Below are 21,408 nucleotides of genomic sequence, written 5' to 3' on the forward strand. Positions count from 1 at the left end.
CAAATTGCAGATTCTGAGGTGTAATTCATGACGTTGACCGGGCATGTATAAGCGTCCTTTCACAAGTCATTCGTAACGTAAATGAAAGAAAAACGGTGCAGACAAATATGATTTCCTTCGTGAGCAATGAAGATAAGACTCTTTAGAGGCTTATCGGAATGCCCTGCGAACAGGAACATCATATTTCGTCTGTACCGTTTTTCTTTTCATAAACCTATAAAATCAAGACTTGTGAGAGGACGCTTATAGCTGCCCCTTCACAACCTATAAAAGCACCACAGAATCTGCGACACTACGTCCGTTAAACTCCGGTTACTACCGCTTACATTTTGTAGCTGCCTCCACGAATCCATGGAACAGCGGATGTGGTCTGTTAGGTCTGGACTTCAGTTCAGGATGCGCCTGTGTTGCAATGAACCAAGGATGATCTGGAAGTTCTACCATCTCGACAATACGTCCATCAGGAGAAGTACCGCAGAGTTTCATGCCATGTTCTGTGAGGACTGCACGGAAGTCATTATTTACTTCGTAACGATGGCGGTGACGTTCTTCAATATTTTCAGTGCCATACAATTCATAAGCTTTAGAAGTCTTGTCCAAAATACATGGATAAGAACCAAGTCTTAAGGTTCCACCGATATCTTCCACACCATTCTGGTCTGGCATTAAAGCGATGACCGGATGTGTTGTGTTTGGATCAAGCTCAACACTGTGAGCATCGTTGAATCCACAGACATGTCTTGCAAATTCGATGATGGCAACCTGCATGCCAAGGCAGAGACCAAGGTAAGGAACCTTGTGTTCACGGGCATACTGTGCAGCGAGAATTTTTCCTTCCACACCACGGGAACCAAATCCGCCAGGAACTAAGATACCGGAAACATCTCCTAAATATTCGTCTATATTTTCAGGAGTAAGTTCCTCGGAATCTACCCATTTAATGTTGACAGTGGCATGCTCTGCGATTCCGCCGTGTTTTAATGCTTCCACAACAGAGATATATGCATCGTGCAGGGCAATATATTTTCCAACTAATGCAATTTTTACTTCTTTATTCGGATGACGGAGCGCATCTACCATTGCTTCCCAGTCTTTTAAATCTGGTTCTGGGCAAGCTAAATGTAAAGCTTCACAGGCAACTTTTGCAAGATTCTCTTTTTCCATTGCAAGTGGTGCCTCATATAAGTATTCCACATCAAGGTTCTGCAACACATGACTGTTTGGCACGTTACAGAACAGAGCGATTTTATCTTTTAAACTCTGATCTAATTCGTGCTCGGAACGGCAAACGATAATATCAGGCTGGATACCCATTCCCTGTAATTCTTTTACGGAAGCCTGTGTCGGTTTTGTTTTCAGTTCGCCGGAAGCCTTTAAGTATGGAATCAGCGTTACATGGATAAGAATGGCATTTTCATGTCCGACCTCATGCTGGAACTGGCGGATCGCTTCTAAGAAAGGCTGGCTTTCGATATCACCTACGGTTCCTCCAACTTCAATGATGGCAATATGTGTCTCATCGGAAGTGAAATTGCGGTAAAAACGGCTCTTGATCTCGTTTGTGATATGAGGAATGACCTGAACAGTTCCTCCGCCGTAATCGCCACGGCGTTCTTTCTGAAGAACGGACCAGTATACTTTTCCGGTTGTGACATTGGAATTTTTGGTTAAGCTCTCATCGATGAAACGCTCATAATGTCCAAGGTCAAGGTCAGTTTCAGCACCGTCATCTGTGACGAAAACTTCTCCGTGCTGGATTGGGTTCATGGTTCCTGGATCGATGTTGATGTAAGGGTCGAATTTCTGCATGGTAACTTTGTATCCACGTGCTTTTAAAAGTCTTCCGAGGGAAGCAGCGGTGATACCTTTACCGAGACCGGATACAACACCACCGGTGACAAAAACGTATTTTACAGGCATAGGGTTATCCTCCTCTAAAAATGTGAAATATAATGATTAGTAACAAAATCCTCTTAGTTTGTATATGGTAATGAAACGCTGCCTGGGTGCAGCGGAAACATTACACAATTTTTTTAACTGAAATAGTATACTACGATGTTTTTCTAAAATCTATAAAAAAATAAAAAAATTTTAGCAGTTAATCCGAGTGAGTTTATAAAATCTTTAGAAATGAAAGGAAAACTTCACGAACAATGTATTGCTTTTGAAGTTCAATTTCAATATAATAAGAAAGAATTTAATGTTTCATTACGGTTGAAAGATTAGGAGAACTTTTGCCGTAAGAAAATAATTCAATACGATAAGTCCAGCCAGACAAACCAGAATCTGGCTGTGGAAAGGATAGATTTATGGATAACCAGAGCAATTACAATAACGGCAATAACGGATACGGCGGAGGCGGCTATGGCAGCGGCGGTCCGGGAAATAATGGCAGCAATGGTAACAATAATAACAACGGCAATAATGGGGATAATAACAATAAGAATAACAAGAATGGTCAGATGATCATGGTGTTTATCCTTGTATCACTGGTATCATTGTTCATTATGAGCATGGTCATGAACCGGTATACTTCCATGAGCACTTCGGAGATCAGTTATTCTGACTTCCTTCAGATGGTAGAAGATGGAAAAGTAGAGTCGGTGGAATTTGATTCTTACCAGATCAATATCACACCGGTTTCTGAAAACAAGAATTCATATCTTCAGGAACAGACTTATTATTGTGGACGTTTGGATGATCCGGATCTGCTTCCTTTATTGAAGGATAAGGGAATCACGATCTCCCGTGTGATCCCGGACAACACTTCCACATGGATTTACAATATTTTAAGCTTCCTGCTTCCACTCGTACTGATCTGGATACTGATGGGCGTTTTGATGAAGCGTATGGGCGGCGGCGCTATGGGCGTTGGCAAGAGCACTGCAAAAGTTTATGTGGAAAAAACCACCGGCGTTACCTTTAAAGATGTTGCCGGACAGGATGAGGCAAAAGAGTCTTTACAGGAAGTTGTTGATTTCCTTCATAATCCGAAAAAGTACCGTGAGATCGGAGCAAAACTTCCAAAGGGAGCGCTGCTTGTAGGACCTCCTGGTACAGGTAAGACATTACTTGCAAAGGCAGTAGCAGGAGAGGCGGGCGTACCGTTTTTCTCTCTGGCAGGTTCTGATTTTGTAGAAATGTTCGTGGGTGTCGGTGCATCCCGTGTGCGTGATCTTTTCAAAGAGGCACAGAAACAGGCGCCGTGTATTATTTTTATTGATGAGATCGATGCAATCGGTAAGAGCCGTGATTCCCGCTATGGCGGCGGCAATGACGAGCGTGAGCAGACCTTAAACCAGCTGCTTGCCGAGATGGATGGTTTTGATACTTCCAAGGGACTTTTGATCCTGGCTGCAACCAACAGACCGGAAGTTCTGGATAAAGCGCTGCTTCGTCCGGGACGTTTTGACCGTCGTATTATCGTCGATAAGCCGGATCTGAAGGGAAGACTTGAGACGTTAAAAGTTCATTCCAAAGATGTTCTTATGGATGAGACTGTAGATCTGGATGCACTCGCACTTGCAACCGCAGGGCTTGTTGGTTCTGATCTTGCCAATATGATCAATGAGGCTGCGATCAATGCGGTTAAGAAGGGCAGAAAATATGTAAATCAGGCAGATTTATTTGAGGCTTTTGAGTTAGTTGCAGTAGGCGGTAAAGAGAAAAAGACCGCGTGATGAGTGATAAAGAGCGCAAGATCGTTTCGTACCATGAGGTTGGACATGCAATTGTGACAGCACTTCAGAAGAACACTGAGCCGGTCCAGAAGATCACGATCGTTCCAAGAACGATGGGAGCACTTGGTTATACCTTGCAGACACCGGAAGAGGAGAAGTTCTTACAGACGAAGGATGAACTGCTTGCCAAGATCACAACCTACATGGCAGGACGTGCGGCAGAAGTACTCGTATTTTCCTCCGCAACAAGCGGCGCTGCAAACGATATTGAGAACGCAACAGCGATCGCAAGAGCAATGGTTACACAATATGGTATGTCAGATAAGTTTGGCATGATGTGTCTTGCAACAACAGAGAACCAGTATCTGGATAACCGGGCAGGACTGATCTGCGGTGAGGAGACCGCAGCACAGATCGACGGAGAAGTTCTTTCCATTATTAACAAATGTTATGATGACGCAATGCAGCTTCTGATCGAGAACCGCGAATCATTAGATAAGATTTCTGAATACCTGTACGAGCATGAGACGATCACCGGAAAAGAATTTATGAAGATTTTCCGTGAGATCAAAGGTATTCCGGAACCGGAGGAAGAGAGCACAAAGAAGAGCTTTATGGAACAGGCAATGGACGCTGAACGCCAGAGTAAAGGCAATGATGGTGAATAATGTTTGAGATTGCAGAAGAATTAAAAAAACTCCCGGATCAGCCGGGAGTTTATATTATGCATGACAGCAGGGATGCGATTATTTATATTGGAAAGGCTGTCAGCCTTAGAAAACGGGTGCACCAGTATTTTCAGGCAAGCCATGATGAGGGGATCAAAAAAGCGCAGATGGTAAAACAGATTGCGCGTTTTGAATATATCATCACGGATTCTGAACTGGAGGCACTTGTTTTAGAATGTAATCTGATCAAGGAACACAGACCAAAGTACAATACCATGCTGCGGGATGATAAGACCTATCCCTATATCAGAGTGACGGTCGGAGAGGATTTTCCGCGGGTTCTGTTTTCCAGACAGCAGAAAAAAGACAGGTCACGCTATTTTGGACCGTACACAAGTGCAGGGGCAGTCAAGGATACGATCGAACTGATCAATAAATTATATCAGCTCAGAACGTGTAACCGGAATCTGCCAAAAGATATCGGAAAAGACCGCCCGTGCCTGAATTACCATATTCATCAGTGCAATGCACCGTGTCAGGGATATATCAGCAAAGAGGAGTACAGACAGCGTGTGGATGCAGCCGTTGAATTTTTAAATGGAAACTATGCACCAATTTTAAAATCGTTACAGGAAAAAATGATGGCTGCTTCCGAGGAGATGCAGTTTGAGAAGGCAATCGAATATCGCGACCTTTTAAACAGCGTGAAGCAGATTGCACAGAAACAGAAAATCACGCATAACGACGGCGAGGACAAGGATATTATTGCGCTTGCAGCAGACGACAGGGATGCGGTCGTACAGGTGTTTTTTATCCGGGATGGAAAACTGATCGGACGGGATCACTTTTATGTAAAGATCGGAAATGAAGATACTAAGGAACAAATATTGACTACATTTGTAAAACAGTTTTATTCCGGCACGCCGTTTATTCCGAGAGAGATCATGCTGCCGGAGGAGATCGATGACCATGAAGTATTGGCAGAATGGTTGGGGGAGAAGCGCGGCGGCAAAGTCTATATCCGTATTCCGCAAAAAGGAATGAAGGAAAAACTGGTGGAGCTGGCGCAGAAGAATGCGGAACTTGTGTTGTCGCAGGATAAGGAGAAAATCAAGCGTGAGGAGGGAAGAACCATCGGAGCGATGAAAGAGATCGCAGGATGGCTGGATCTTCCGGGCTTACAGCGTGTGGAAGCGTTTGATATCTCCAACATCAACGGATTCGAGACGGTTGGTTCCATGGTGGTTTATGAAAAAGGAAAACCAAAGCGCAGCGATTACAGAAAGTTCAAACTCCGCACTGTCACCGGACCGGATGACTACGCTTCCATGCATGAAGTCCTTACAAGGCGTTTTACACACGGCATGCGGGAGCAGGAAGAAATGCAGGAGAAAGAACTCGGTGCAGAGTATGGCAGTTTTACACGCTTCCCGGATCTTATTATGATGGATGGTGGAAGAGGGCAGGTCAATATCTGCTTGAAAGTGCTGGATGAATTACATCTGAATATTCCGGTCTGTGGTATGGTAAAAGATGATAATCACAGAACCCGTGGGTTATACTATAACAATATTGAGATACCAATTGACCGGGGCAGTGAAGGATTCAAACTTATCACAAGAATTCAGGACGAGGCGCATCGTTTTGCAATCGAATACCACAGGTCACTGCGCAGCAAAGAACAGGTGCATTCCATACTGGATGATATTCCGGGAATCGGTCCGTCCAGAAGAAAAGCTTTGATGAAGAAATATCAGTCGTTAGAGGCAATCCGGGAGGCCTCGGCAGAAGATCTTGCCGACACCGAGAGCATGAACGAAAAAGCGGCGCAGGCAGTATATGAATTTCTTCACAAAGACGCTGTTCTGTGATATATTTATGACAATGGGTTTTCTATGCGGCAGAAGTATTTTCCGGCGCAGAGGAAAACAAAAAATCCCCAGAACATAAAGGAGAAAAGGGTATGAATGGAACGAATGGAGTAAGTGTCAGCAAAGTAGCACAGATCATGGATCTGTATAATTTCCTGCCGGACATGGATTTGAAAAAACACCGTATTAAAATCAGTGATGTGAACCGTCCGGCGTTGCAGTTGAGTGGGTTCTTTGAACATTTTGAGCAGTCGCGTGTACAGATCATCGGAAACGTTGAGTACACCTATTTACAGAGACTGGATGTGGAGAAGAAGGAAAAAGTTTTACAGAAATTTACCGCATATGATATTCCATGCATTATTTTCTGCAGGGATTTACAGCCGGATGAAGATTTTTTACAGATTGCTACGGAAAATGATGTTCCGGTTTTGGGAACGAAGAGAAGCACATCGGAATTTATGGCAGAATTGATTTTCTGTCTGAGTGAACAGCTGGCACCTTGTATTTCCATTCACGGAGTTCTGGTCGATGTCTATGGTGAAGGACTTCTGATCATGGGTGAGAGCGGAATCGGTAAGAGTGAGGCGGCATTGGAGCTTGTGCGCCGTGGACATCGTCTGGTAACAGATGATGTTGTGGAGATCCGCAAGATTAATGAGCATACGCTGATCGGCACTTCTCCGGACATCACGAGATATTTTATCGAGGTGCGTGGTATCGGTATTATCGATGTGAAAGCGCTTTACGGTGTTGAGTGTGTCAAGGAAAAACAGCAGATCGACCTTGTCATCAAGCTTGAGGACTGGAAGAAAGAAAATGAGTATGACCGCCTTGGCTTAGAGGATGAATACGCAGAATTTCTTGGAAATAAAGTGTCGTGCCATTCGCTGCCGATCCGTCCGGGACGAAATCTCGCAGTCATCTGTGAGACAGCGGCAGTCAACCACAGACAGAAGAAAATGGGTTACAACGCAGCACAGGAGCTTTACCGCCGCGTGCAGGAGAATATCACAAAAGGTCATGATGATGACGATTAAGCTGTGTATACACGATTGTGCCGAAAGTGGATGGCACAGGACATAGTTACATTTTTGCATATAGCGGAAAAACCGTTATAAATATATAGTTGGATTTGGAGAAAAAAATATGGAAAACAAAATTGCATGGGAAAAATACCCGGAAGGAAATAAACGGGAGGAAGTATTTCAGTTTGCAGAGAATTACCGCAAGTTTATTTCTGATTGCAAGACAGAGCGCGAGTGTGTGTCTTTTTTTGTGGAGAAAGCAGAAAAGGCAGGTTTTGTAAATCTTGAGAAGGTGATCGCAGAGCATACAGCATTGAAAGCAGGCGACAGAGTATATGCCAATAACATGGGAAAAGGCATGGCTTTATTTGTGATCGGAAAAGAGAGCATGGAAAAAGGAATGAATATCCTTGGAGCACACATTGACTCTCCGCGTCTGGATTTAAAACAGGATCCATTATATGAGGATACCGATTTTGCCATGTTGGATACCCACTATTATGGCGGGATCAAGAAATACCAGTGGGTAACTTTACCGCTGGCATTACATGGCGTGATCGCAAAAAAAGACGGAACTGTTGTAGAGGTAAATATTGGGGATAAACCAGGCGACCCTGTCTTTGGCGTGAGCGATCTTCTGATCCATCTGTCAGGGGAGCAGTTAGAGAAGAAAGCTGCAAAAGTGATCGAGGGTGAAAACCTTGATCTTTTGATCGGCAGCATTCCGATGCAGACAGAAGATGAGAAAGTAAAAGAAAAAGTGAAAGCGAATATCATGAATCTTTTATCCAAAGAATATGGTATAGAGGAAGAAGATTTCCTTTCCGCAGAGATTGAGGTGGTTCCGGCAGGAGAAGCAAAAGATTACGGCTTTGACCGCAGCATGATCATGGGTTATGGACATGACGACAGGGTGTGCGCATATCCATCCTTTGAAGCAATGCTTGTGTCAGAAGATCCAGAGATCACAAGTGTCTGCCTCTTAGTGGACAAAGAAGAGATCGGAAGTGTGGGAGCCAGCGGAATGCAGTCCAGATTTTTCGAGAACACTGTTGCAGAAGTAATGGCAGCAGCAGGAAGTTATTCAGAACTGGCACTCAGAAGAGCACTGGCAGGTTCCAAGGTACTTTCCTCAGATGTATCAGCAGCGTTTGACCCGAACTTCCCAAGTGTTATGACAAAACGCAACACAGCATATTTTGGAAAAGGACTTGTATTTAACAAATACACAGGTTCCAGAGGCAAGGGCGGTTCCAATGATGCAAATGCAGAGTATATTGGAAAATTAAGAAATATTATGGATACAAATGAGGTGTCCTTCCAGACAGCCGAACTCGGTAAAGTCGATCAGGGCGGCGGCGGAACGATCGCTTACATTCTTGCAAACTATGGAATGAATGTCATCGACAGCGGTGTTCCGGTATTAAATATGCATGCGCCATGGGAGATCATCAGCAAAGTGGATCTGTATGAGGCATACAGAGGTTATATTGCATTCTTAAAGGAAGCTTAGGAAATATCAATGAATGACCAGTTTTTAACAGAACTTGAAAATATAATGGCTGGCTCTGGGATTTTTATGGAAGAGCCAATGAAAAAGCATACAACGTTTCGTGTGGGTGGGCCGGCAGATGTGCTGGTCCAGCCGGATGAAACAGCACTTGCGGCGGTTCTTGGACTTTGCAGACAGCATCATGTGCCATATTCTTTTATCGGAAATGGCAGCAATCTGCTTGTGGGAGACAAGGGAATCCGTGGTGTGGTGATCGAGATGACAGAGCCAATGGGAGACATTGAAGTGCAAGGAACGAGGATCACGGCGCAGGCAGGTGCAATGCTTTCTAAAATTGCCAATACTGCGGCATCGAATGGTCTGGGCGGCATGGAATTTGCTGCAGGGATTCCCGGAAGTGTCGGCGGAGCAGTTGTCATGAACGCCGGAGCCTATGGCGGAGAGATGAAGGATATCATTGAGAGAGTATATGTTCTCGATGAAAACGGTGCACAGCTGGAACTTGACAGAGATGCGCTCGATCTGGGTTACCGGCATAGCTGTATTCCAGACAAAAAATATATTGTTACAAAAGTTGTTTTGGAACTTGTGCCGCGCGATGAGGCGGAAATCCGTTCCGAAATGAAAGAACTGAATGAAAAAAGAGCAGAGAAACAGCCACTGCAGTATCCGAGTGCCGGAAGCACTTTCAAAAGACCGGAGGGATATTTTGCAGGGAAGCTGATCATGGATGCAGGACTCCGCGGCTATCAGGTGGGTGGTGCACAGGTGTCTGAGAAACATTGTGGTTTTGTAATCAACAAAGGGGATGCAACAGCGGCAGACATCTGTCAGCTGATGAGGGACGTATCGGATAAGGTACAGGCACAGTTTGGTGTAGTATTGGAACCGGAAGTGAAAATGATTGGTGAATTTTAAGCTGCAAACTTATGAGAAAGGTGTGGTTATAGTATGAAATTCGTGATATTAACAGGAATGTCTGGAGCCGGAAAAAGTACAGCACTGAAAATGATGGAAGATATCGGCTTTTACTGTGTCGATAATCTTCCAATCCCTTTATTGGAAAAATTTGTGGAATTGTCTGATCTGCAGCAGAATGCAGAATTACAGAAAGTCGCTGTCGGGATCGATATCCGGAGTGGACAGGCACTTGAGGAACTTAGAAGTGTGCTTGACCGGATCAAGGCAAACGGCGGCGCTTATGATATCTTATTTTTGGATGCGGAGGATTCCGTACTTGTAAAACGATACAAAGAGACGAGAAGAAGCCATCCACTGGCAGGCTCGGAGCGTGTCGATAAGGGAATTGCAAAAGAGAGAGAGAGACTTGCCTTTTTGAAAGAGCGGGCAAGTTATATTATAGATACCAGTCAGCTTCTGACAAGAGAACTGAAAGCGGAGATTGAAAAAATATTTGTGCAGAACCAGGATTATAAAAATCTGTTCATCACGATTTTATCGTTCGGATTTAAATATGGGATTCCGGCGGATTCGGATCTGGTTTTCGATGTGCGTTTTCTGCCGAATCCATATTACGTGGAGGGGCTTCGCGCCAAGACAGGAAATGACAGGGAAATTCAGGATTATGTGCTTCAATTTAAGGAGGCGCACGAGTTTCTGGATAAATTAGAGGATATGATCAACTTCCTGATACCAAACTACATTGCAGAGGGAAAAAACCAGCTTGTCATATCGATTGGATGCACAGGCGGAAAACACCGCTCGGTAACGCTTGCCAATGAATTGTACAAGAGAATGGCGGACAAGAAGGAATATGGTCTGAAGATTGAGCATAGGGATATAGGAAAAGATGCCCTGCGAGGTAAATAGAATGTCTTTTTCAAGTGAAGTAAAAGAAGAACTTTCCAGACATCTTGGGAAAAGCCGTCATTGTCAGATCGCGGAGCTGGCGGCACTGATCGCATTTGATGGAAAAGTGCAGGTGAGCGAATCCGGGTGTGACCTTTTTCTGGATTCTGAAAATGAACTGTTAAATACAAAGTATGAGCTATTATTAAAAAAACTGTTTGATTTTTCGGAGGAGAAAAGAGAAAAATCCGGAAGAGAACAGAAGAAAATTTATGAGACAGTAAAAATGTGGGATGAGGATCATCAGATCCCGATGATCACAGAGACAGTCAATGGTCTGTTACTTTTGCAGGGCTGTTGTAAAAGAGCTTACATCAGAGGGGCATTCTTAGCTGGTGGTTCCATCAGTGATCCAAACAAGTCCTATCATTTTGAGATTGTGTGTAGAACTATGCCACAGGCAGAACAGCTTCGGGATACCATGAACAGTTTTGATGTGGATGCCAAGATCGTGGAACGAAAAAAACATTTTGTTGTTTACTTAAAAGAAGGGGCACAGATTGTTGATATTTTAAATGTGATGGAAGCACATGTGGCACTGATGAATTTAGAGAACGTGCGCATTTTAAAAGAGATGCGTAATTCCGTCAACCGTAAGGTCAACTGCGAGACTGCCAATATCAGCAAGACGGTTAATGCGGCAGTAAAACAGCTGGAGGACATTACATATATCAGGGAAGTGATGGGGTTAGACAGCCTGCCGGACAATTTAAAAGAGATGGCGTTATTGCGGCTGGAATACCCTGAGGCACCACTCAAAGAACTTGGAATGTATTTAGATCCGCCGGTTGGAAAATCGGGTGTGAACCACAGACTTCGGAAGATCAGTGAGATCGCAGACGGATTGAGGGAATAGGAGGAGAATGATAAGACGATGAGAAAGACAGTAGAAGTGCAGATGGATGCAGGAATGGAAGCAAGACCGATCGCATTGATGGTACAGACCGCCAATCAGTTTTCCAGTCATCTTTATCTGGAGATGGACGGGAAACATGTCAATGCAAAAAGCATCATGGGAATGATGAGCCTTGTTCTGACAAACGGAGTGGTTGTCACGATAGATGCGGAAGGAACAGACGAAGTGGAAGCAGTGGAAGCATTAGAGAGACTTTTGACAGGCAAATAAATGTTGAATGAATAAGAGAGTATAGTGATTTATGGATATGAAAAAGAAATTATTGTTTGTATTCAATCCGTGCTCAGGAAAGGCACAGATTAAGAATCAGTTGTTAGACATCGTGGACACCATGGTAAAAGCGGATTATGAGGTTACGATATATCCGACGCAGTGTGCAGGAGATGCAAAAGAAAAAGTGGAAGCGTATGCCGGAAATTATGATCTTGTTGTGTGCAGCGGTGGAGATGGTACATTAGACGAAGTGGTAACCGGAATGATGCAATGCAAAGCAAAAGTTCCACTGGGATACATACCGGCCGGAAGCACGAACGATTTTGCTTCTTCGCTTGGAATACCGAAGGACATGGAAAAAGCGGCAGAGGCGGCCGTCATAGGAAAACCGTTTCCGTGCGATGTCGGTCTGTTTAATGGGGATTATTTTGTCTATGTCGCTGCATTTGGACTTTTTTACAGAAGTGTCTTATAAGACGAGCCAGGAATGGAAAAATGTACTCGGACATGCCGCTTATATTTTGGAAGGCGCAAAATGCCTTCATGATATCCCATCCTTTATGATGCAGGTGGAATATAACAATATGCGTATTCAGGACGAGTTTATCTACGGAATGATCACAAATTCTACATCTGTAGGCGGATTCAAGGGGATGACCGGAAAAGATGTTCTGCTTGATGATGGTGTTTTTGAAGTTACACTGATCAAAAAGCCGAGGAACCCGATGGAACTGAATGAGATCATCGCATCACTGATCAATCTCGTAGATGACACGGATATGATTTATTCATTTAAGACAGCCGAAGTGAAGTTTACCGCATCCAGGGAGATCCCATGGACTCTGGACGGGGAATTTGGCGGTGACCATGAGGAAGTCTGTGTGAAAAATCTGAAACAGGCAGTGGACATTATGGTCAAAAAGCCGGAAGAATAAAAGATTTGACAGTTATATATGTTAAAAAAATAACTTTATTTTTGCATCAAAGTAATATATAATGAGTGCAAGTGAGGAAAATACGAAAAGATTTGTATTTGACGAACGGCGAAGTTACTGAGTGAAGGAATCACGAGGTAATGAGTGCAAATGGGAAATATATTTTTAAAATTATGGAGGAATTAACAATGTTAGTATCTGCAAAAGAAATGTTAGACAAAGCAAAAGCTGGTCATTATGCTGTAGGTCAGTTCAACATCAACAACCTTGAGTGGACCAAATCTATTCTGTTAACAGCACAGGAGTTAAAATCCCCTGTTATCTTAGGTGTATCTGAAGGTGCTGGAAAGTACATGACAGGCTTTAAAACAGTAGCAGCTATGGTAAAAGCTATGGATGAAGAACTTGGAATCACAGTTCCTGTAGCATTACACTTAGATCACGGAACATACGAAGGATGCTACAAATGTATCAAAGCTGGTTTCACATCTATCATGTTTGATGGTTCTCATTATCCAATCGAAGAGAACGTTGAGAAAACAAAAGAGTTAGTAGCAGTAGCTCATCAGTTAGGCTTATCTATCGAGGCAGAAGTTGGTTCTATCGGTGGAGAAGAAGACGGTGTTGTAGGTATGGGCGAATGTGCTGATCCTAACGAGTGTAAAGCGATCGCTGATCTTGGTGTGGACATGCTTGCAGCAGGTATCGGTAACATCCATGGAAAATATCCGGCAAACTGGCCAGGATTAAGCTTTGAGACATTAGCAGCTGTTCAGGAGAAAACAGGAATGATGCCATTAGTACTTCATGGCGGTACAGGTATCCCGGCTGATATGATCAAGAAAGCTATCGACCTTGGTGTATCTAAGATCAATGTTAACACAGAGTGCCAGTTATCTTTCGCAGATGCTACACGTAAATATATCGAAGCTGGTAAAGATCTTGAGGGTAAGGGATTTGATCCTCGTAAATTATTAGCTCCAGGTGCAGAAGCAATCAAAGCTACTGTAAAAGAGAAGATGGAATTATTTGGTTCTGTTGGAAAAGCTGAATAAAATATCAAGAAAATAAAGACCTTGTAGAGCGGAGAATCCGTTCTATGAGGTCTTTTTCTATTTTTTCCTTGGAACATAAACGATTTATTAGTTGCATTTATGTGTAGATTCTCTTATATTAGTATAAGAACATCAAATCTGAGGGGATTTAGATGAGAGAAAGGATATCAAACAAGATGATGGAGAAAGAGAACTTTAATGTTGTAGATATCTTTGGAGAAAATGTATTCAACGATTCTGTCATGCAGGCTCGTTTACCAAAGAAAGTTTACAAAAAACTTCACGAAGTAATGGAGGAAGGAAAAGAATTAGACCTCGAGACCGCAGATGTCGTTGCTCATGAGATGAAGGAGTGGGCAATTGAAAAAGGTGCAACACATTATACGCACTGGTTCCAGCCGTTAACCGGAGTTACGGCAGAGAAACACGATTCTTTCATTACTGCGCCTATGGAAAACGGCAAGGTTTTGATGAGTTTTTCGGGAAAAGAATTAATTAAAGGTGAACCGGATGCATCATCTTTTCCATCCGGTGGATTAAGAGCGACTTTTGAGGCGAGAGGATATACAGCATGGGACTGTACTTCTCCGGCATTCGTCAGGCAGGACGCAGCAGGCGCAACACTCTGCATTCCGACTGCATTCTGTTCCTACACAGGAGAAGCGCTTGACCAGAAGACACCATTGCTTCGTTCCATGGAAGCAATCAACGTGCAGGCACTGCGTCTGATCCGTTTATTCGGAAACACAACCTCTAAGAGAGTAACTCCTTCGGTAGGACCGGAGCAGGAATACTTTATTGTAGACAGAGAAAAATATTTACAGAGAAAAGACCTGATCTTTACCGGACGTACTTTGTTTGGCGCAATGCCTCCAAAAGGACAGGAAATGGATGACCATTACTTTGGAAGCATCCGCGAGCGTATCGCATCCTATATGAGAGATGTCAATATTGAACTTTGGAAGCTTGGCGTGTCCTCGAAGACACAGCATAATGAGGTCGCACCTGCACAGCACGAACTGGCTCCGATTTATGCAGTGGCAAATATCGCAGTTGACCACAACCAGCTTATCATGGAGACTTTGAAAAAGGTTGCGTATCGTCATGGGTTACAGTGCCTGTTGCATGAGAAACCATTTGCGGGGGTGAATGGTTCCGGTAAGCATGACAACTGGTCCATTACGACAGACGATGGCATTAACCTGTTAGAGCCGGGAAAAACACCGCACGAGAATATTCAGTTCCTTTTGGTGCTGACCTGTATTTTAAAGGCAGTGGATACCCATGCCGATCTTTTGCGCGAATCGGCAGCAGATGTCGGAAATGACCACAGACTTGGCGCAAATGAGGCACCACCGGCTATTTTATCCGTTTATCTTGGAGAGCAGTTAGAGGACGTGTTATCACAGCTCATCAGCACTGGAGCTGCCACACACAGTATCTCCGGTCAGAGATTAGAGACAGGTGTAAAATCCCTGCCTGACTTTATGAAGGATGCGACAGACCGTAACCGTACATCTCCGTTTGCGTTTACCGGAAATAAATTTGAGTTCCGTATGGTAGGTTCCCAGGACTCTGTTTCCCAGCCGAACGTTGTGTTAAATACAATTGTGGCAGAGGCATTTGCAGAGGCGTGTGATGAACTGGAAAAAGCAGATGACTTTGACATGGCTGTGCATGATCTCATCAAAAAATATGCGACAGAGCATCAGAGAATCGTATTCAATGGCAACGGATATTCAGACGAATGGGTAGAGGAAGCCGAAAGACGTGGACTTCCGAATATCAAATCCATGGTAGATGCCATTCCTGCATTAAATACAGAAAAAGCGGTTGCTTTATTTGAAAAATTCGGTGTATTTACAAAGGCAGAGCTTGATTCCCGGGTCGAGATCGAATACGAGACCTATGCAAAAGAAATCAACATCGAGGCAAAGGCAATGATCGATATTGCAACAAAACAGATTATTCCGGCCGTTATCCGCTATACCACAACACTGGCAGAGTCTATCAATGCAGTAAAAGCAGCCTGTGGCGCAGATATCAGCGTGCAGACAGAGATTCTGATGGAAGTATCAGACCTTCTTGCAGACACGAAGAATGCGCTTTCAAAATTAGAGGAAGTGACTGCACAGGGTGCAGCTATGGCACAGGGAAGAGAGCAGGCAGTATTCTATCGCGATGAGGTGATGACTGCAATGAAAGCTTTGCGAACACCGGTTGATAAGCTGGAGATGTTAGTAGATAAATCCATGTGGCCAATGCCATCTTATGGTGATCTCATGTTTGAAGTATAATTTTACATAGAAAATATAATTTTAACAAAAATAAATTGTTTCCATGGAAATAAATGTTAATTTTATACAAAATATGAAAAAAATAAAAAATAAGTCTTGAAAAATGATTTTGATTGTATTATTTTAGTTACAACAACAAAACATTGCGAGAGAAAATGAACGAAGGCGTTCCAACAGAGTTGGAGCGCCTTTTTTTCGTGAGTAGCGATGAAAATGCCGTGCTTGCACGAACATTTGAGGAGCACCGCGAAAACTTGAGAAACATTTGTTTCTCAAGTCTGTGAGCAGCGATGTTTGATTAATCAAGAATCAAATCTCAGGGGATTTGGATGAAAAGAAAGGATGTAGAAAGATGAGCGAGAAAGAATACTTCAATGTAGCAGACATCTTTGGAGAGAACGTATTTAACGATGCTGTCATGCAGGAACGTCTTCCAAAGAAAATTTACAAAAAACTTCATGAAGTCATGGAGGAAGGAAAAGAATTAGACCTTGAAACAGCAGATGTCGTTGCACATGAGATGAAAGAATGGGCAATTGAAAAAGGAGCAACACACTATACACACTGGTTCCAGCCGTTAACCGGTGTAACAGCAGAGAAACATGATTCTTTTATCACGGCTCCAATGCCAAACGGAAAAGTATTGATGAGCTTTTCCGGAAAAGAGCTGATCAAAGGTGAACCGGATGCATCATCTTTCCCATCCGGTGGTCTTAGGGCAACGTTTGAAGCCAGAGGATATACAGCGTGGGATTGTACATCACCGGCATTCGTCAGACAGGATGCAGCAGGCGCAACACTGTGTATTCCAACTGCTTTCTGTTCCTACACAGGTGAGGCGCTTGACCAGAAAACACCATTGCTTCGTTCTATGGAGGCAATTAATGAGCAGTCCCTTCGATTGATCCGGTTATTTGGAAACACAACCTCGAAAAAAGTAACCCCTTCCGTTGGACCGGAACAGGAATATTTCATTGTTGACAGAGAAAAATATTTACAGAGAAAAGATTTGATTTTCACAGGCCGTACCTTATTCGGAGCGATGCCTCCAAAAGGCCAGGAGATGGATGATCATTACTTCGGAAGCATCCGTGAGCGTATCGCAGCTTACATGAAGGATGTCAACAAAGAACTCTGGAAACTTGGTGTATCTGCAAAGACACAGCATAATGAGGTCGCACCTGCACAGCATGAGTTAGCTCCAATTTATGCAGAAGCAAACATTGCAGTGGATCACAACCAGTTAGTCATGGAGACATTGAAAAAAGTTGCTTACCGTCATGGCTTACAGTGCTTACTTCACGAGAAACCATTTGCAGGAGTTAACGGTTCCGGTAAACACAACAACTGGTCGATCACAACAGATGATGGAATTAACCTGTTGGATCCGGGCAAAACGCCACATGAGAATATTCAGTTCCTATTAGTTTTAACCTGTATCTTAAAGGCAGTGGATACACATGCAGATCTGTTAAGAGAATCCGCAGCAGATGTCGGAAATGATCACAGATTAGGAGCAAATGAGGCACCGCCGGCAATCCTTTCCGTGTTCCTGGGCGAGCAGTTAGAGGATGTGTTGTCACAGCTGATCAGCACTGGTGAAGCCACACATAGTATTTCAGGAAAAATGTTAGAGACAGGTGTTAAAACATTACCTGATTTCATGAAAGATGCAACAGACCGGAACAGAACGTCACCATTTGCATTTACCGGAAACAAGTTCGAGTTCCGTATGGTAGGTTCTCAGGATTCCATCGCACAGCCAAACGTTGTATTAAATACAATCGTTGCAGAAGCATTTGCAGAAGCCTGTGATGAACTGGAAAAAGCAGATGATTTCGATATGGCAGTACATGATCTGATCAAAAAATATGCAACCGAGCACCAGAGAATTGTATTCAATGGAAATGGTTATTCTGAGGCATGGGTAAAAGAGGCAGAGAGACGTGGACTTCCAAACATCAAATCCATGGTAGATGCAATCCCTGCATTGAATACTGACAAGGCAGTTACATTATTTGAAAAATTTGGTGTATTTACAAAAGCAGAACTTGATTCCCGTGTTGAGATCGAATATGAGACTTACGCAAAAGAGATCAATATTGAGGCAAAGGCAATGATCGATATCGCAACCAAACAGATCATTCCGGCAGTGATCAAATACACAACGGTTCTTGCAGAGTCCATCACAGCAGTGAAGGCAGCATGCGGCGCTGATGTGAGTGTTCAGACAGAGATCCTGACAGAGGTATCTGATCTGCTTGCAGATGCAAAATCAGCACTTTCCAAACTGGAAGAAGTCACTGCAAAAGGTGGTGCAATGGAAGAGGGAAGAGCACAGGCAGTTTATTATCATGATGAAGTAAAAGCAGCTATGGATGAGCTACGTGCACCGGTTGATAAATTGGAAATGTTGGTAGATAAGTCCATGTGGCCAATGCCTTCTTACGGAGATCTGATCTTTGAAGTATAATAACAGAACGGTATACATAAAAAACTCCCATAAAAGGGAGGATGCCAGGTGGTTCTCCACCTGGCAGATTATGAAAAAGTTTATATAAAAAGTAATCAAAACTTTGAAACTGTCTTTTGTTTTTATGCTTTTATTATATGCAGAAGAAGTGAAAAATTCATGTTCACATCATGAAAGGTTTTTAAACAAATTGTGAACAAATAAAGAATAGAAAACAAGGAGGATTGTTATGAAGAAGTTAGAGATTATTATTAAACCGGAGAAACTTGAAGACTTAAAAGAAGTTTTAGATTCCTGTGAAGTAAACGGTATGAATATCGTAAACAGCATGGGTTATGGTAATCAGAAAGGTATCATTAAAAATTACCGTGGTTCTGAGTATGCTGTAAATCTTCTTCCTAAGGTTAAAGTGGAGACGGTCGTAACAGATGAAGTTGCACCAACTCTGATCGATAAGATCGTAAAGGAAATTAATACCGGACATTTTGGTGATGGTAAGATTTTCGTATATGATGTAGAAGATGCAGTTCGTATCCGTACCGGCGAACATGGTACAGATGCATTGTAAGATTCTATGGATGGAAAGAGGAGTCCTAAAATAGAATTAGTTTTTTGTTATGAAAAAATTGAATCAGGAAAAAACGATTATCAAAGGGGATAATAAAGGGTGTAGTCTCACCTGAATTATCTCCTTTTTTATATCGCAAAACAAGGAGGCTTATTATGGATATGAGTGTATGGTACCTGATGGGTGCAGCGTTAGTATTTTTTATGCAATGTGGATTTGCAATGGTAGAAGCAGGCTTTACAAGAGCAAAAAATGTCGGCAACATTACGATGAAAAACTTAATGGATTTCTGTATTGGTACAGTTGCTTTCTATTTATTAGGTTATAACCTGCTCTGTGGCGAAGGCGGTTTTGTAGGATGGGGGCTGAATCCTTTTACAGGCTTTGGCGAGACAGACTGGTCAGCTTTCGTATTTAACTTAGTATTCTGTGCAACAGCAGCAACAATTGTTTCAGGTGCAATGGCAGAGCGTACAAAATTCATTACCTATTGTATTTATAGTTTTATTATCAGTTTAGTAGTTTATCCGGTCGAGGCTCACTGGGTTTGGGGTGCAACACCGTGGCTTACAGATATGGGATTTACAGATTTTGCAGGATCAGCATGCATCCATATGGTAGGTGGAATTACAGCCTTCATTGGAGCAGCAATGCTTGGACCTCGTATCGGTAAATATGATAAAAACGGAAAAGCAAGACCAATTCTTGGACACAATATTTTAATCGGTGCTCTTGGTGTATTCATTCTCTGGTTTGGCTGGTACGGATTTAACGGCGCAGCAGCAACAGACACGATGCAGTTATCACAGATTTTTGCAACAACAACTGTAGCTCCGGCAGTCGCAACAGTAAGTGCAATGATTTTCACATGGATCAGAAATGGCAAACCGGATGTTTCCATGTCCTTAAACGGATCTCTTGCAGGTCTTGTGGCAGTCACAGCAGGATGTGCAAATGTCGATGTCATTGGTTCTTTCATCATCGGTGCAGTTGCAGGTGTTCTGGTCTGCGTAGCAGTATACTTTATTGAAGATAAATTAAAAGTAGATGATCCGGTTGGTGCCGTAGCAGTACATGGCTGCAATGGTATCTGGGGAACGATCGCTGTAGGACTTTTTGATTACAAAGATGGTTTATTCTATGGCGGTGGTGTACATCACTTACTGATCCAGTTACTTGGTATTGTATGTATCGCAGGCTGGACAATCGTTACAATGACAATTGTATTTACAGTACTTAAGAAAACAATTGGACTCAGAGTATCTGCTCAGGAAGAAGTAGAAGGACTTGACTCTACAGAACATGGTCTTGAATCCGGATATCCTGATTTTGTTCCAAGAGAACTTCATTAATTCGCACGAATCTAATTCGATTAGGTTCGTGGAATCTAATCCCCTTAGTAGTATATACATCAACACAAAAAGAACGGCGGCAGCCGTTCTTTTTGTATAGAAAAATGATAAAATACAGATCTTTTGAATCCATATGTGCGAATAAGATCATGTAAGAGACAAAAGTTTTATGGTGGATTTTTTTAAAACAAAAAGTTATAATAGAAGTGCTATATCAGATTACAAATGATATGGCTGAATGTGATAAAAAATAAGAAGGAAAAAAATGAAACGAAATCTTTTATTTATCAGCAGATATCCGGAGATTATAGATGAATTCCAGGGGATTTTAGAAGAAAAACAGATTGAGACAGATATTGCACAAAATGGAACAGATGCAATGGAGTTGTTAAAACAAAAAGAATATCAGATACTTGTCACAGATTTAAATCTGGATGGATATAACGGTGATAAAATTTTATCTTATGTAAACCAAAAATTCCCGGATACGATCTGCATGTTATATACAAATTCGATCAGCGCCGTACAGTTGGGATTCTATTTGAACAAGCGGGATGTGTTCCGTGTATTTCTGAGACCGGTAAATTTCAGGCAGGAATTTATGCAGGCACTGGAGGAAGCCTATGAACTTTATGACTTGAAAAAACATGACAGGGACAGCAGACAGGAGCGTCTGAAACAGTTAGAGGGCAATCGTAAAGCAATTGCAGAGATAGAGAAAATCATAGAGAACCAGAATGAAAGCTGGAAAGATTTTGAAGTTTTTGCAGAACGTCTGCTTGGATTTACAATGGAACGATATGGAAGGAACTTGAATACAGAACAGCGCAGACAGTATTTTGCCAAAGAAAAAAAGCTGTTAAGGGCTATGTGTGAGAATCCGGATACTCATAATATAGCCAGGGCACAGAATGAGGCAGAAGTGCTCATGAAGTGAAAGTTTAGTGACAAATACATGATAAAAAATGCA

The 21,408-nt window shown here is 42.7% G+C and carries 14 protein-coding genes and 2 pseudogenes; 15 read left to right on the forward strand and 1 reads right to left on the reverse strand.

From position 1 onward, the window contains the following. Positions 1–315: 315 nt before the first annotated feature. On the reverse strand, positions 316–1,920 hold the full coding sequence (gene pyrG, locus ROSEINA2194_RS15045; RefSeq protein WP_007889348.1) for a CTP synthase: 1,605 nt from the start codon (positions 1,918–1,920) through the stop codon (positions 316–318). A 389-nt stretch (positions 1,921–2,309) separates the two neighbouring features. On the opposite strand from pyrG, the pseudogene ftsH reads away from it, so the two are divergent. The 15 genes and pseudogenes from ftsH (at position 2,310) to ROSEINA2194_RS15120 (ending at position 21,375) form a co-directional block, all read left to right on the forward strand. Continuing rightward, positions 2,310–4,348, forward strand: a pseudogene (gene ftsH / locus ROSEINA2194_RS15050) (ATP-dependent zinc metalloprotease FtsH). Further along, positions 4,348–6,219, forward strand: coding sequence for an excinuclease ABC subunit UvrC (uvrC, locus tag ROSEINA2194_RS15055; RefSeq protein WP_007889358.1), 1,872 nt, complete (start codon positions 4,348–4,350; stop codon positions 6,217–6,219). The pseudogene ftsH and the gene uvrC overlap by 1 nt, the downstream one beginning before the upstream one ends. A 92-nt stretch (positions 6,220–6,311) precedes the next feature. Further along, entirely contained in the window at positions 6,312–7,259 is a 948-nt protein-coding gene (gene hprK, locus ROSEINA2194_RS15060; protein WP_007889363.1) for an HPr(Ser) kinase/phosphatase, read from the forward strand. Between the two features lie 109 nt (positions 7,260–7,368). After that, a complete protein-coding gene (locus ROSEINA2194_RS15065; RefSeq protein WP_007889364.1) occupies positions 7,369–8,760 on the forward strand; it encodes an aminopeptidase in 1,392 nt (463 codons plus the stop codon). Positions 8,761–8,769: 9 nt separating this feature from the next. After that, positions 8,770–9,678, forward strand: a complete 909-nt coding sequence (gene murB, locus ROSEINA2194_RS15070) for a UDP-N-acetylmuramate dehydrogenase (protein ID WP_007889366.1) — start codon at positions 8,770–8,772, stop codon at positions 9,676–9,678. Between the two features lie 33 nt (positions 9,679–9,711). Beyond that, a complete protein-coding gene (gene rapZ, locus ROSEINA2194_RS15075; RefSeq protein WP_007889367.1) occupies positions 9,712–10,590 on the forward strand; it encodes an RNase adapter RapZ in 879 nt (292 codons plus the stop codon). A 1-nt stretch (position 10,591) separates the two neighbouring features. After that, positions 10,592–11,485: a DNA-binding protein WhiA gene (gene whiA / locus ROSEINA2194_RS15080; RefSeq protein ID WP_007889369.1), complete on the forward strand. Its 894-nt coding sequence runs from the start codon at positions 10,592–10,594 to the stop codon at positions 11,483–11,485. Between the two features lie 18 nt (positions 11,486–11,503). After that, a complete protein-coding gene (locus ROSEINA2194_RS15085) occupies positions 11,504–11,755 on the forward strand; it encodes an HPr family phosphocarrier protein (RefSeq protein ID WP_007889372.1) in 252 nt (83 codons plus the stop codon). Positions 11,756–11,786: 31 nt separating this feature from the next. Then, positions 11,787–12,693 (forward strand): annotated as a pseudogene (locus ROSEINA2194_RS23655) (diacylglycerol/lipid kinase family protein). Positions 12,694–12,881: 188 nt separating this feature from the next. Continuing rightward, entirely contained in the window at positions 12,882–13,748 is an 867-nt protein-coding gene (fba, locus tag ROSEINA2194_RS15095) for a class II fructose-1,6-bisphosphate aldolase (protein ID WP_044928403.1), read from the forward strand. A 176-nt stretch (positions 13,749–13,924) separates the two neighbouring features. Next, on the forward strand, positions 13,925–16,045 hold the full coding sequence (locus ROSEINA2194_RS15100; RefSeq protein ID WP_044928404.1) for a glutamine synthetase III family protein: 2,121 nt from the start codon (positions 13,925–13,927) through the stop codon (positions 16,043–16,045). A 352-nt stretch (positions 16,046–16,397) separates the two neighbouring features. Beyond that, positions 16,398–18,518: a glutamine synthetase III family protein gene (locus ROSEINA2194_RS15105; protein ID WP_007889383.1), complete on the forward strand. Its 2,121-nt coding sequence runs from the start codon at positions 16,398–16,400 to the stop codon at positions 18,516–18,518. Between the two features lie 229 nt (positions 18,519–18,747). Further along, positions 18,748–19,086, forward strand: a complete 339-nt coding sequence (locus ROSEINA2194_RS15110; RefSeq protein ID WP_007889386.1) for a P-II family nitrogen regulator — start codon at positions 18,748–18,750, stop codon at positions 19,084–19,086. Between the two features lie 155 nt (positions 19,087–19,241). After that, complete coding sequence (locus ROSEINA2194_RS15115) at positions 19,242–20,438, forward strand: ammonium transporter (protein WP_007889387.1); 1,197 nt, start codon at positions 19,242–19,244, stop codon at positions 20,436–20,438. A 265-nt stretch (positions 20,439–20,703) separates the two neighbouring features. Then, the gene (locus ROSEINA2194_RS15120; RefSeq protein ID WP_007889393.1) at positions 20,704–21,375 is read left to right on the forward strand and encodes a response regulator; all 672 of its coding nucleotides are present in this window, start codon (positions 20,704–20,706) and stop codon (positions 21,373–21,375) included. Positions 21,376–21,408: the final 33 nt, after the last annotated feature.

The sequence above is a fragment of the Roseburia inulinivorans DSM 16841 genome, assembly GCF_000174195.1.
Classification (GTDB): domain Bacteria; phylum Bacillota; class Clostridia; order Lachnospirales; family Lachnospiraceae; genus Roseburia; species Roseburia inulinivorans.

Coding starts and splice junctions, on each gene's coding strand:
- ROSEINA2194_RS15085 (WP_007889372.1), top strand. CDS start 11,504: ATGAGAAAGACAGTAGAAGTGCAGATGGATGCAGGAATGGAAGCAAGA.
- murB (WP_007889366.1), top strand. CDS start 8,770: ATGAATGACCAGTTTTTAACAGAACTTGAAAATATAATGGCTGGCTCT.
- uvrC (WP_007889358.1), top strand. CDS start 4,348: ATGTTTGAGATTGCAGAAGAATTAAAAAAACTCCCGGATCAGCCGGGA.
- whiA (WP_007889369.1), top strand. CDS start 10,592: ATGTCTTTTTCAAGTGAAGTAAAAGAAGAACTTTCCAGACATCTTGGG.
- ROSEINA2194_RS15120 (WP_007889393.1), top strand. CDS start 20,704: ATGAAACGAAATCTTTTATTTATCAGCAGATATCCGGAGATTATAGAT.
- ROSEINA2194_RS15105 (WP_007889383.1), top strand. CDS start 16,398: ATGAGCGAGAAAGAATACTTCAATGTAGCAGACATCTTTGGAGAGAAC.
- hprK (WP_007889363.1), top strand. CDS start 6,312: ATGAATGGAACGAATGGAGTAAGTGTCAGCAAAGTAGCACAGATCATG.
- ROSEINA2194_RS15110 (WP_007889386.1), top strand. CDS start 18,748: ATGAAGAAGTTAGAGATTATTATTAAACCGGAGAAACTTGAAGACTTA.
- ROSEINA2194_RS15065 (WP_007889364.1), top strand. CDS start 7,369: ATGGAAAACAAAATTGCATGGGAAAAATACCCGGAAGGAAATAAACGG.
- ROSEINA2194_RS15115 (WP_007889387.1), top strand. CDS start 19,242: ATGGATATGAGTGTATGGTACCTGATGGGTGCAGCGTTAGTATTTTTT.
- pyrG (WP_007889348.1), bottom strand. CDS start 1,920: ATGCCTGTAAAATACGTTTTTGTCACCGGTGGTGTTGTATCCGGTCTC.
- fba (WP_044928403.1), top strand. CDS start 12,882: ATGTTAGTATCTGCAAAAGAAATGTTAGACAAAGCAAAAGCTGGTCAT.
- ROSEINA2194_RS15100 (WP_044928404.1), top strand. CDS start 13,925: ATGATGGAGAAAGAGAACTTTAATGTTGTAGATATCTTTGGAGAAAAT.
- rapZ (WP_007889367.1), top strand. CDS start 9,712: ATGAAATTCGTGATATTAACAGGAATGTCTGGAGCCGGAAAAAGTACA.